The 11,695-nt window shown below is 67.5% G+C and carries 15 protein-coding genes and 3 pseudogenes; 11 read left to right on the top strand and 7 right to left on the bottom strand.

The annotated features are described in order from the left end of the window. From IT293_18005 to IT293_17990, 4 genes are all read left to right on the top strand, one after another. The coding region (locus IT293_18005) for a hypothetical protein (GenBank protein MCC6766556.1) at positions 1-409 on the top strand (409 nt) is incomplete at its 5' end. Between the two features lie 327 nt (positions 410-736). Then, entirely contained in the window at positions 737-2,398 is a 1,662-nt protein-coding gene (locus tag IT293_18000; protein MCC6766555.1) for a hypothetical protein, read from the top strand. Positions 2,399-2,428: 30 nt separating this feature from the next. Further along, positions 2,429-2,521: an N-6 DNA methylase gene (locus IT293_17995; GenBank protein MCC6766554.1), complete on the top strand. Its 93-nt coding sequence runs from the start codon at positions 2,429-2,431 to the stop codon at positions 2,519-2,521. 99 nt (positions 2,522-2,620) lie between these two features. After that, positions 2,621-3,346 carry a fumarate hydratase C-terminal domain-containing protein gene (locus IT293_17990; GenBank protein ID MCC6766553.1) on the top strand — a complete coding sequence of 242 codons (726 nt, stop codon included), beginning with the start codon at positions 2,621-2,623 and terminating at the stop codon, positions 3,344-3,346. A 29-nt stretch (positions 3,347-3,375) separates the two neighbouring features. On the opposite strand, the gene IT293_17985 is transcribed toward IT293_17990, so the two are convergent. Then, positions 3,376-3,720: a type II toxin-antitoxin system PemK/MazF family toxin gene (locus tag IT293_17985; GenBank protein MCC6766552.1), complete on the bottom strand. Its 345-nt coding sequence runs from the start codon at positions 3,718-3,720 to the stop codon at positions 3,376-3,378. Then, positions 3,717-3,959, bottom strand: coding sequence for a hypothetical protein (locus IT293_17980; GenBank protein ID MCC6766551.1), 243 nt, complete (start codon positions 3,957-3,959; stop codon positions 3,717-3,719). The genes IT293_17985 and IT293_17980 overlap by 4 nt, the downstream gene beginning before the upstream one ends. 1,324 nt (positions 3,960-5,283) lie before the next feature. Between IT293_17980 and IT293_17975 the strand changes: the two are divergent. Then, a pseudogene (locus IT293_17975) lies at positions 5,284-6,372 on the top strand (catalase). A gap of 78 nt (positions 6,373-6,450) precedes the next feature. After that, positions 6,451-6,738 (top strand): ferritin, encoded by a 288-nt coding sequence (locus IT293_17970; GenBank protein MCC6766550.1) that lies wholly within the window; start codon positions 6,451-6,453, stop codon positions 6,736-6,738. 40 nt (positions 6,739-6,778) lie between these two features. Here IT293_17970 and IT293_17965 read toward each other — a convergent pair whose 3' ends face one another. Then, positions 6,779-7,192 (bottom strand): thermonuclease family protein, encoded by a 414-nt coding sequence (locus IT293_17965; GenBank protein MCC6766549.1) that lies wholly within the window; start codon positions 7,190-7,192, stop codon positions 6,779-6,781. A gap of 156 nt (positions 7,193-7,348) precedes the next feature. Between IT293_17965 and IT293_17960 the strand changes: the two are divergent. From IT293_17960 to IT293_17945, 4 genes and pseudogenes are all read left to right on the top strand, one after another. Then, positions 7,349-7,540: pseudogene (locus IT293_17960) on the top strand (TrkA C-terminal domain-containing protein). A gap of 134 nt (positions 7,541-7,674) precedes the next feature. Continuing rightward, positions 7,675-8,028, top strand: coding sequence for a hypothetical protein (locus IT293_17955; GenBank protein MCC6766548.1), 354 nt, complete (start codon positions 7,675-7,677; stop codon positions 8,026-8,028). A gap of 64 nt (positions 8,029-8,092) precedes the next feature. Beyond that, positions 8,093-8,386 carry a hypothetical protein gene (locus IT293_17950; GenBank protein ID MCC6766547.1) on the top strand — a complete coding sequence of 98 codons (294 nt, stop codon included), beginning with the start codon at positions 8,093-8,095 and terminating at the stop codon, positions 8,384-8,386. Then, positions 8,383-8,802: a PIN domain-containing protein gene (locus IT293_17945; GenBank protein MCC6766546.1), complete on the top strand. Its 420-nt coding sequence runs from the start codon at positions 8,383-8,385 to the stop codon at positions 8,800-8,802. The genes IT293_17950 and IT293_17945 overlap by 4 nt, the downstream gene beginning before the upstream one ends. On the opposite strand, the gene IT293_17940 is transcribed toward IT293_17945, so the two are convergent. From IT293_17940 to IT293_17930, 3 genes are all read right to left on the bottom strand, one after another. Beyond that, complete coding sequence (locus tag IT293_17940; protein MCC6766545.1) at positions 8,794-8,931, bottom strand: hypothetical protein; 138 nt, start codon at positions 8,929-8,931, stop codon at positions 8,794-8,796. The two genes, IT293_17945 and IT293_17940, sit on opposite strands and share 9 nt — an antisense overlap. 956 nt (positions 8,932-9,887) lie before the next feature. Continuing rightward, positions 9,888-10,457 carry a nucleotidyltransferase gene (locus tag IT293_17935; protein ID MCC6766544.1) on the bottom strand — a complete coding sequence of 190 codons (570 nt, stop codon included), beginning with the start codon at positions 10,455-10,457 and terminating at the stop codon, positions 9,888-9,890. Beyond that, positions 10,454-10,906 (bottom strand): hypothetical protein, encoded by a 453-nt coding sequence (locus IT293_17930; GenBank protein ID MCC6766543.1) that lies wholly within the window; start codon positions 10,904-10,906, stop codon positions 10,454-10,456. The genes IT293_17935 and IT293_17930 overlap by 4 nt, the downstream gene beginning before the upstream one ends. Positions 10,907-10,982: 76 nt before the next feature. Between IT293_17930 and IT293_17925 the strand changes: the two are divergent. Further along, positions 10,983-11,269, top strand: a pseudogene (locus tag IT293_17925) (4a-hydroxytetrahydrobiopterin dehydratase). A 41-nt stretch (positions 11,270-11,310) separates the two neighbouring features. Here the strand turns inward: IT293_17925 and IT293_17920 are convergent. Further along, positions 11,311-11,695 (bottom strand): type II toxin-antitoxin system VapC family toxin (locus IT293_17920; protein MCC6766542.1); only part of this gene is annotated, 385 nt, incomplete at its 5' end.

Here is an 11,695-nt window from a genome sequence, read left to right as displayed (position 1 = left end):
CGTCGAGTTCCTGGAGAAACTCGCGGTCCTCATCCCGAAGCCCAGAGTCAATCTCGTGCTGTATCACGGCATCCTCGGCGCCCGGGCCCGTCGTCGGGCGGCTGCCGTCGCGCACGTGGTCCCACTGCTGGCCAAGCAGCCGACGCCGGCCGTGCCGGAATCCCCGGCGACGGCCGCCCCACCCGAAAGTCGCCCGTCCCGTCGTGGGTGGCTCTGGGCCGACTTGATGCGCCGGGTCTTCGAGATCGACGTCCTCGCCTGCGACTGCGGCGCCCGCCTACGCTTCCTCGCCACGATCGAAGACCCACCCGTCGTGCAGCGCATCCTCCGACACCTCGGCCTCCCGACGGACACCCCGGGTCCCGCCCCGGCCCGTCCACCGCCCGGGGCCGAAGACGAGCTGGCGTAGCGAATCGCCGGGCGTCCGCGGCCGTTCACGCGACCCATTCGGGATCGCATCACGCGATCAGCGCCGCGCTGCGTCTTGACCAGGCTGCTCGCGCCAATGGATACGCCCCAGCACCGCCTCGGGACGGCACCTGCCCGGGCTCGGTGAGTGGGGGCCCCGCTAATCCGCCCCGTCGTGAGGTAAAGGACGAAGTTCGGGGCAGCGGGGAAGGTCCGATAAGACTCGGTTACGTCAACCACAGCGCTAATCCCGACCGACCACACGCGAAGACTCTTGCGGGGCGCGCATCAATTGCGGTACCAGCACGACTGTATCGGACGATTCAACGTGCGCCGCATCTGCTTCCGCGTCAGTCGTCTCCTGGCCCTGTGCGTGCTCTTCGCAGCACTGCCAATGCCGATCGGGCCGGCCCGGGCCGCAACTGGCAGCATTCACATCGCTCCCGACGGCGTCAGCGCGACGGGTCTCTGCGAAGGGCCGGGTCAAGAAGTGATCACCGGGCTCCATGTCGGCGATGTCGTACACCTGAACGACGTGCAGGGAGTGGACAGCGGCTTCATGGGCTCGCCCGCATATCCCGACGGCACGGTGGTCGGGCAGGTCGGTCACATCGGGTCGCTCTACCAGGGCGATCCGCCGATCTCGATCACGTTCGTGGTCGAGACCGAAGGCGAGGGCGTCAACGGGTGCGCCGATCGCCCCGGAACCGTCGTGTCGGGGAGTTACGAGGTCGAGCCGTCACCCTTGCGACTCGTCGACGCGGTTCAGTTCGGCGGCGACGCTCGACCGGTCATCCGTGACTGCGGTCGCGACCCTGAGAGCCCGGCGTGCCCCGGTGTGACGCAGGAGCGGAAGGACTTTTCGGTCTGCCAGGGCCTCGCGGTCTACGATTGGAACGACTGCGACTACGACGGCGTGACCGAAAAGAGCTGGCCCTTCGTGACGCAGGTCGGCTCGACCCTCGAGATCAAGGAAGCGACGTTCAAGCTGCCGCCGATTGACGGCATCCGAGCCGCGCGGGTCAGCGCCATCGTCCAGTTCGGTGGAGGCGCCGAGGTGCACGTCGAGGCGCAAGACGCGAAGCTCTCGAAGTTCGGTGGGACTCACGCTTTGCTCCAGAAATTCTTGACGCCGTTCACGTTCCCGCCTTTCTCCACGCAAGACCTCCTGCGGATCGACTGGACGCTGGAGGTCGAGTTCGGCACGAGCGACAGCGCGAGTTTCTTCGCGGGGCGCACGGAGCACCGGGTGTTCGTGTCGCTGGGTCGTCCCAAAGGTAAAGAGCAACAATTGCACTCGGTCCTCGCGAACGCGATTCCGTTTCACTCGCAGATTGCCGACGAGTCGCAAGCGATCGATGCGATCTGGAGCGCGTTCGCCGGCCGCGACATCACGCGCGTGCGCTTCAGCCCGGTCGACGGCGTCGCCAGCGATGCGGAGGCGCTGGCGGTCTATGGCGGTTTGCTGACGACTCCCTTCTTCTGCAGTTCGACACTGAAGCTCGAACGCTTCTTGAACAAGGGGGTCGCCCGCTGTGCCGAGTTCCCACGGCTGCTCAACGCCATGCTGAAGCTCCAGGACGTCGACTACGAGACGAAGGCGGCCGGCTCGCTACTCAAAAAGGCCGGCATCAGCCAACCGTCCGGATCGTTTCTCTTGCTCGGCCGAGGAAACTGGCTCTTCGGCGCGCCGACGCACGTTCCGGAAAGCCCGTACACTAACGCTGCACAATTCGAAGGCGCGTGCACGACCAGTCTCGGCGACCTCGCCTATCAGCCGAATCTCACCGCGCAGAACGCGGACACGCCCATCGGAACGTGGAGGAACCAGTATCCGCTCGTGCTCGCGCATGGCGAGCTCTTCGATCCGACCTTCGCGTATCGCGTCGCCGACATCATGAGCTGGTCGCAGAGCGTCCTCGCGGGCTTCGGGAAGCGCGTCAAGTGTGGCAAGGTCGGTAAGGCGCTCCTCGCGTTGCCGGCAAGCTGACACCTTCGCGCGCTTCGCACATCGCATGCGATCTCGACTAAGAGCGAGAGCCAGGGCGGTGGCGAATTCTTCACGCCCCGTTCGGTGGTCCGGCTGATGGTCGAGATAGTCGAGCCGTCGTGAGGTAAAGGACGAAGTTCGGGGCAGCGGGGAAGGTCCGATAAGACTCGGTTACGTCAACCACAGCGCTAATCCCGACTACCGACATATTTCTGTCACGACGTGCGGGTGATCCGGCTGCCGCGCCACGGCGCGAGCCTGCCGATCGGCATCGGCGTCTCGTGCTCCGCCGATCGCCAGGCCAAGGCGAAGATCACTTCCGACGGTGTCTTCCTCGAGCAGCTCGAGACCAACCCCTCCCACTTCCTCCCCGACATCGACGAGAAGCAGTTGTCCGGCGGGGTCGTGAAGGTCGATTTGCGGCAGCCGATGAGCGCGATCCGCGCGGCGCTTTCGCGGTACCCGATCAAGACCCGGCTCGCGCTCACGGGGCCGATGATCGTCGCGCGCGATCTCGCGCACGCGAAGCTCCGGGCCCGCATCGAGCGCGGCGAGGGCCTCCCGCAGTACGTGAAGGACCACCCGATCTACTACGCGGGTCCCGCGAAGACGCCGCCCGGCATGCCGTCCGGATCGTTCGGCCCGACGACCGCGGGCCGCATGGACGCGTACGTCGACCAGTTCATGCAGCACGGCGGGAGCTTCGTGACGCTCGCCAAGGGCAACCGCTCGCCGGCCGTCGCCGAGGCGTGCAAGAAGCACGGCGGCTTCTATCTCGGCTCGATCGGCGGTCCGGCGGCCATCCTCGCGCGCGACAACATCCGCAAGGTCGAGGTCCTCGCGTACCCCGAGCTCGGCATGGAAGCGATCTGGAAGATCGAGGTCGAGGACTTCCCGGCGTTCATCGTGGTCGACGACAAAGGAAACGATTTCTTCGGGCGGCTGTAAGAACCCCGACTGTACCGTCGCTGATCGCCTCAGCGGATCCAGTCCGAGAACACCCGGCGAAAGGCTTGCCGTGCCGCGACGAGATCTCGTGCCGACAGCTTGCCGATCGTCTTGTCGACGAGCTCGGAGCCGACGGTCGCGACCTTCGCGACGCGCAGCAGGCTGGGATGCAAGAGACCCGCGGCCTTCCAATCCTCCAAGATGACGTCGCCCTCGAGCTTCAGGGCCTCGACCTGGCTCGTGATCATTGTCAGCGTCGCGAGCCGGTAGCGGGGTGAGCGCGTCGTCACCGTCAGCACCAGCGCCGGGCGCTTCTTGGTCGTCGCGAGGTCCGCGAACGGGAACCGCACGAGCGCGACGTCCCCGGCTTTCACAGCCGGTCGTACTCCGCGTCCCGCGGATCGTCCCACTCGCCGAAGGAAGATTCGGCGAGCTTCGCGAGCGCTTTCGACTCCAACCGCTCCGCGAAGTACGCCTCCAGCGCCCGCGAAAGAACGTCCTTGACGGTCGTGTCCCGCTCGTTCGCTTCCGCCTTGAGGAGCTTGAGAAGTCGTGGATCAGCAAGATCCGTCGAAATTCTTGTTCCCATAGACGCAGAATCGCGTGGAAGCATATGTCTGTCAATCCGTGTCTTCCAAACGAAGACCCGAAGACACCGCACCACGGCCGCGCACTGTGGCGCTGCGGGCCAAGCGCGGCGTCTGAGTGTCGCGCGCGGGTTCCTTTCTCTGTGCGCGCGGCGGTTCCCGACACAACCGTCGGAACGCCCGGGCCCATTGACCTACCATGTGGTCGCCCGCACCTTCGTCGCGTTGGTCCGATGTCTGGGCTTCCGCGAGCCCGCCGGCAGCCGCGGCGCGAGTCTGCACTCGCTCCGCCACACGTTCGCCGTCAACCGCGTGCTCGCCTGGTATCGCGCGGGGCTCGATGTCCGCGACCGGTTGCCCGGACTAGCGGTGTACCTCGGGCATGTGGTTCGGCGATGTTCGCCGAACGGATAGTGCGCCGGGATAAACCGGCAAGAAGGAGAGGATAAAAGAGCCTCACGTCGAAGGAGTAGCGATCCACGACGACCCCGAGTCATGCGCCGGTGCCTGCAAGGGTGACGGTGAAGCGTTGACAGGGGCACGCACGGGCGCGGTATGGAGTCGCGAAACCAGGCACTCCGGAGCGCCGACGCCGTTATCCGAGGCGGAAGGCGACATGCATCGAGGGCGCAAGCGCGAGTCCTCGAGCGGCCCCGCGCGGTCGAAGACCCGTGGCACGTGCGGAACCTTCTTGCGCGAGAACCGGGAGATCCCCAGGCTGCCTGTCGCGGATGGTGCGGCGGGCCGCACCGGAAAGGCTGATGGCCGTACGCCGGTGATGCACGGCTTGGGGAAGTCGGACGGGTCCGTAGTCCCGACGAAGCCGCCGAACAACGCCAGTCGTCTGGCGGCGGGGGTGGTGGAGGGCCGCGGTCCACGTCCGCACGCGTCTTGCGCACACCCGGCGCCTCCTCGCCACCCGCACTCCCCCGCGCACAACGAACCCGTTCCCGCGGCAGGCCCTGCAGCACGCAAACCGCGTCCATTCGCCGCGCTCCTGCTCCAACTGACCGGCATCGACTTGGCGCGCTGTCCGACCTGTCACCAGCGCGCGATGGTACGCCGTCCACTGCTCCGCGAGTGCCGCGGTCCACCACCGCAGCAGCGGAGTCGTCGATGATCTCCGTCGCGACCATCCAGCACCAGCCATCGGTGCCGCGGAGTCGTCTGGCCGCCGCGTCCCCGGCGGCGTGCCCATGCCAGGCGGGTCGTACTCTCGGCGCGCTACCCGCCGGGCGCCGCTGCCACACTCACGAGCTCGGACACCGACAGTGGCGCGCTCACGACCTCGATCACACCGCACCGTCCGCGTGATGTGTCCATAGACCTACGTCGCTGCCAGGCTGCCGCGAGGGCAACTGGGACCTGGTCGGCAACAACACGCCGGTCTTCTTCCTGCGCGACCCGCTCAAGTTCCCCGACCTCAATCACGCCGTCAAGCGCGACCCGCGCACCAACCTGCGCAGCGCGAAGAACAACTGGGACTTCTGGACCTCGCTGCCCGAGGCGCTGCACCAGGTCACGATCGTGATGAGCGACCGCGGCATCCCGGCGAGCTACCGCACGATGCACGGCTTCGGCAGCCACACCTTCAGCCTGCTCAACGCGAAGAACGAGCGCCACTGGGTCAAGTTCCACTTCAAGTGCCAGCAGGGGATCAGGAACCTGAGCGACGCCGACGCCGAAGCGCTAATCGGCCGGGACCGCGAAAGCCACCAGCGCGATCTGTACGAGGCGATCGAGCGCGGCGAGAACCCGAAGTGGACGCTGCTGGTCCAGGTCATGCCCGAGGCCGACGCAGCGAAGACGCCGTACAACCCGTTCGACCTGACGAAGATCTGGCCGCACAAGGACTACCCGCTGATCGAAGTCGGCGTAATGGAACTCGACCGCAACCCGGAGAACTTCTTCGCCGAGGTCGAACAGTCGGCGTTCAACCCGGCGAACGTGGTTCCCGGCATTGGCTTCTCGCCCGACAAGATGCTGCAGGGGCGGCTCTTCTCGTATGGCGACGCGCAGCGCTACCGGCTCGGCGTGAACCACCACCTGATTCCGGTCAACGCGGCGCGCTGCCCGGTGCACAGCTACCACCGCGACGGCGCGATGCGGGTCGACGCGAATCACGGCGCGACGCTCGGCTACGAGCCCAACAGCTACGGCGAGTGGCAGGAGCAGCCGGACTTTCGCGAGCCGCCGCTTGCGCTCTCGGGCGCGGCCGATCACTGGAACCACCGCGAGGATGCCGACTACTTCTCGCAGCCCGGCGCACTGTTCCGCTTGATGAATGCGCAGCAACGCAAGGCGCTGTTCGAGAACACCGCGCGCGCGATCGGCGACGCGCCGCTCGAGATCCAGCAACGCCACGTCCGCAACTGCACGGCTGCCGACCCGGCGTACGGCAAGGGCGTCGCCGACGCGATCGGGATCGCGATGCCGTAGGCAGGCGCCCGCAGACCGCGTGTGCCGGCGGTGCTGGCACACGCGCACCCTTGTTCATCGACCCAGGAGGAGAACCGCATGTCCAGCGTGGGCTATCACGAACCAATCGAAGAACTCTCCGATCAGACGCGCGACATGCACCGCGCGATCGTCTCGCTGATGGAGGAGTTGGAGGCGGTCGACTGGTACAACCAGCGCGCCGACGCTTGCAAGGATCCGGAACTGAAGGCGATCCTCGAACACAACCGCGACGAGGAGAAGGAACACGCCGCGATGGTGCTCGAGTGGATTCGCCGCAACGACAAGAAGTTCTCCGGCGAGTTGAAGGACTTCCTCTTCACGAAGAAGCCGATCACGCACGACTAGCGGCTGCACTGCGCACGCGACGCACAGGCGGCGCCTGCGGTCAGGGCGCGCGCACCGGGTAGCAACTGCCGTGCTGGCGCCGGAAGCTGCGTGGCGGCATCGCATCGGGCGTGGCGAAGACGCCGCGTCTGGCGGCGCGCGCGGCACGCTCCTCACGCGTGTACGGACCACTTCGGCCGCGGTAGCGAACGTTCCAGGCGTGGCCTTGCAGCACCAGCCAGGCGCCGACGTCGTCGCCGTCGAGTGTGAGCTTGACCAGCCGGCGATCGATTTCCGGCGCATCGAGCCCGATCAGCCGCAGCTTGATCGGCTTGCCGGCGTCGGGCTGCAGCACGACGGTGTCGCCGTCGATCACGTAGCGGACGATGCCTTCGATCGACTGCGCTGCAACCGAGAAACCCGGCACGAGCATCGCAGCGACAACGAGTGCAGTGAAGAGCAAGGCGCGGCGCATGCGCGCATCTTGCCCGAGACCCGATGAGACTCTGCGCGGCGCGCTATGCACTGACGATCCAGCCTTCGAGCGGGTCGACGTCGCGCGGCAAACCGTAGGGAGCAGCCGGGGCTCCTCAGCCGTGATCGCGCCGACTACGACGTCGTCCGCGCGTATGTGTCGCGCGCGGCCCTCGTCGGCAAGGCGCTCGGGACGATCGTGCTCCCCGACTTCCCCGTCATGATCTCGTACGTCCGCCGTGGCGACGCGCAACTCCTCGCGTCGTCCGATCTCGTGCTCGAGTTCGGCGACCAGCTGGTGATGGCGGTACCCGTCGGACGGCAGGCGGAGGTGGGGCGGTTCTTCGGCGACAGCGTCCGGGGCAACGCCGAGATGTCGTTCGTCCCGATCGGTGTCGGGATGGCCCTCGGTCTGCTCGTCGGCATGGTGCCGCTGCCGCTCCCGGGCGGGGCAGCTTCGCGCCCGGCGTCGCCGGCGGGCCGGTGGTCGCGAACCTCGTGCTCCGGAACCTCGACCTCTCGATCTACATCGGCGTCGTCGCGCTCGGCGCCGGCGCCCCGTTCGCGGCGACGGTGGCGTCGAACGGGGTACCGATCTTGCTCGGCGGCGCCGCGGTCGTCCTCACCCTCGTGCTCGTCGTGCTCGGCGGCGGCTACCTGCTGCGGATTCCATTCGACGATCTGCTCGGCATCTGTTCCGGTGCCACCGGCAATCCTGCGATCCTCGCGGCCGCGGCGCGCTTGGCGCCGACGGACCGCACGGACGTCGGCTACGCGATCAGCTTCCCGTGCGCGACGATCGTGAAGATCGTCGCAGTGCAGCTCCTGCCGCGTTGATCGATTGCGGGAGGCGCTCCCGTACTTGCGGCGACTCAAGACGTGGTGCCATGATGTCACCATCATGAAGCTGCAGCGTACCCAGCTCTACCTTTCCAGCGAGACGCATCGACGACTCGGCCGCGACGCCGCGGAGCAGGGGGTCTCGCTGGCGGCGTACGTGCGTGAGGTCGTTGAGGCCCACTATGCCCGTCGCGGCGCCGCCCCTTCGGCGTCGTTCGACGACCTGATCGGGTGCGTCGAGGAGGCGCCGGCGGGTAACGTCGCCAAGGATGGGACGGGCTATCGCGATGAGCTCCTGCACGAACGTCTCCGCCGTAAGCTCGGCCGGACCCGGACGGGAAAGACACGCCGATGACGACCTTCGTCGACACGGGTGTGTTGTTCGCGGCGGCAGTGCGTCGCGACGCACGCCACCAGCAGGCCCGGCGGCTGCTCGTCGCGATCGCCGCCGAGCACACGTTCACGACCGACCACGTGTTGCTCGAGACGTGGATGATGATCCGGCTACGCGCCGGCTGGGCGGCGGCCATGCGGTTTCTCGGCGCCGTCCGTAGTACCCCGTTGGCGGTGGAGACGACGAGTCTCGCCGACCTCGAGCGCGCGCAGGGGATCGCGACGGCGTGGGAAGACCAGCAATTCGACCTCGTGGATTGCACGAGCTTCGCGGTGATCGAGCGGGTCGGTTGCGGGCGGGCGGCGAGCTTCGATCGCGACTTCGCCGTCTGGCGCTACGGTCCGAAGCGCAGCCGGGCGCTCGACGTCTTATCGTAGCTGCAGGGTGCCGAGGTCGCAGCGCACGAGGTGGACGGTCGGACCCTCGGGACTCTGGACGGTCTGAAAGCCGAGGCGCTTCGCGAGACCGAGCATCGCGGTGTTGGTCGCGAGGATGTACCCCTCCATGCGCTTGAACCCGCGGGCGTGCGCCGTACCGGATCAGCGTCTCGAGCAGGAGGCGGGCGAGCCCGCGTCCATGCCAGGCGTCGGCCACGGCGATTCCGAACGCGCAGTCCCCGTCCGTCGCCGTGGCCGCATAGCGCCCACCGGCGATGATTGCTTCCTCCGACCCGGAGCCGGCGCCGGCGACGAGCTGCAGCTCATCCTGCTGGTCGGGATGGGTGGCGCGTTCGAGCAGCTGCGACGGCAGCTCGCGGAGCGGCGAGAAGAACCGCGAGTACCGCGATTCCGGCGAGCGCGCGGGGATGGCGGCTTGCAGCTTGTCGGCGTCATCCGCGCGGATCGCGCGCACCGTCACGTCGCTGCCGTCGCGTAATCGGGCCGTGAGAGCTTGGAAGCCTCCTGCCGAGTCACCGGACACGGAGATCACATAGCATGGCGCGCCGACTGTGGAGCGAGCTCGCGGTGAACGGGCAGTACTTCTTCCGCACGATCGACGACTTCAATGCCGACGGCCCTCGACGGCCTCGTTCGGCCTCGAGCCGCGCCGCCGATTCGCCTTTGCGAACGAGCATATCCCACTTGACCTCATTCCGTGGGATATGAACAAAATATTCCACGTGGCGCGCGGTGGCCTCCGACGCGAGCGCGAGCCGACGAAACTCCTCGTTGCCGGCGAAGAGCGCGTCCCACGGAGCGCAATCGAGCATGCGGCCGTCGGCCAGCTCGCGCCGTTCAAGGCGGATGAGCGCCGCCAGTTTTCTCTAGCCTAGCGTCTGGCCCGCTGGTCTCTCCCTCGCCATTGGCCATCCGCAGCCCGCATCCTTCCCCGCGGCCAAAGGGAAGGCGCAGGCGCGAAAGCTTACGTGCGACGAGCGACGGGTGAGTCCACCATCCTCGATCATCTGCTGAAGGTGTTAGGCGCGACGGGTCGTCGTAGGCGGCCGTTGGCTACGCTGGGTTCAGGGAGCGGGGAAGGACGCCAACCGCTCCTCGACGCCGAACTCGCGGCACCAGCGGCGAACGCGCGCGCGGTCAAACGTCTCTCCGTGGAGATCATGAAGGAGGGCGGCGTCGGCGAGATCCTGCGGGCGTCCGGCAATCAATTTGAAGACGAAGAGATCTTCTGGTGCCACGACGGGCAATTCGACGCCCAGCACAGAGAGGGGACGGCGGCGACCGAGCGCTTCGATTTCGAAGGGCGTGACGGCGAGGAGCAGATCGACGGCGACCGGCTCGTCCCGGGCATCGATGCGGCGCAAGCGTACCGACTCACCCTGCGCGAGTGCGCGGTCCAAATCTCCCCGCGCGACTTCGAGGCCGGCAGTGGCGAGCCCGGCGCGAAGATCATCCGCCGACGCCATCACGTGGACGCAGAAGTCGGCGTCCTTTGTGGCGCGGGGCTCTCCCCAGACGCCGACGGCGAGTCCACCAATCAGCATGTAGTCCGCCCCGAGCGCGGAGAGAGCGCGCGATATCGTCCGGAGCTGGTCGCCGAAGATGCGCTCGAGATCGGCGGCCCCGTAGGTCACGAGAGGCGGGTGCCAAGACCAACGGGCAGTGGGCGCTCGGGGCGCTCACCGTTCCGGCGCAAGTCTTCCGCGAGCAGGATGGCAGACCACGCGATGGTTTCGAGCAGCCGCTCCTCGATAGGCACGGTCTTCTGGCGCCGCCGCCGATCTGCGAGCGTTGCGCGCCTTTCCTCGTCCCACCGGCGCCGATCTGCGGTCGTCACGGCCACCATAGTGCCGCCCGTCGGTCGTGCTCGCAACTCGCGAAAACCGCCAGCCAGGCGGGTCTGAACGCCTCCGCTCCTGGTCAGGGTGTGGGAGTCTACCGCGAGGGCCAGCGGGTGATGCGCTTCGTGACGGACATGACCCGGGATCCGGTGGCGCTGCACGAGTCCCAGCTCGAGTGGTGCCCGCCGCACGAAGAGGACGTGCTCGGCCCGGCGCGCAAGGCTGGAGGTGCGCCGGAACATCGAACTGACCCTGTGGAAATGGGGGAGCAACGTGCGATGGCTCCGGTGAACGGTCCGCGACGCGAGGCCGCGGAACATGCCGCCGCGGCGGCGGCCTCTTCGAGCGTACGCGCGCGCCCTCGTTAGAGTAAAGGACGAAGTTCGGGGCAGCGGCGAAGGTCCGATGAAACCCGACTACGTTAACCCAGCGCCTCCCGACTACCGACCCAGCCACGTCGGCGCGCTGGTAGAGGCGGAAGGGCATCACCCCGACATCCTGCTCGCGTGGGCCAGGTCTAGGATCACGATCTGGACGCACAAAATCGACGGGATCACGAGAGTGATTTCATTCTGGCGGCGACGGCGGACCAGCTCCCGCACTGATCGTCTCGGAGCGCGGCCCTGGCCGGGACGACTCCGCGCCCTCAACTGAGCCGGACGTTGTGCACGGCCACACCGAGCGCCGGCGCCCGTGACAATGGTCCATCGGCGGTAACCAACGTGGCTGCCCGGGCGCGTGCGGCAGCGACATAGAGCGCGTCGTAGGCGCTTACGTGACCGCGCAACGCCCATGCATCGTCGAGCAAGTCGCGGTGCGGTAGGCGTTCGAGCCCCCACGATCGAAGATCCGCAATCGCCTCACCGGCGCGCGCGGCTCCGAGGCGCGCAGCGAGCACCTCGCATCGCAACACGGCGAGAACCTCGGCGTCGAGGAGCTCGGGCGCTGCGAGCTCGGAGGTCTCCAGGATCCCGGCCACCCGAAGGCCGATCGCCGTTTGCAGGAGGTACTCGACGGCCGCCGAGGCGTCG

It is taken from the genome of Deltaproteobacteria bacterium (assembly GCA_020848745.1).
GTDB lineage: Bacteria > Desulfobacterota > Binatia > UTPRO1 > UTPRO1 > UTPRO1.
This window is presented reverse-complemented; position numbering and strand designations above follow the sequence as displayed.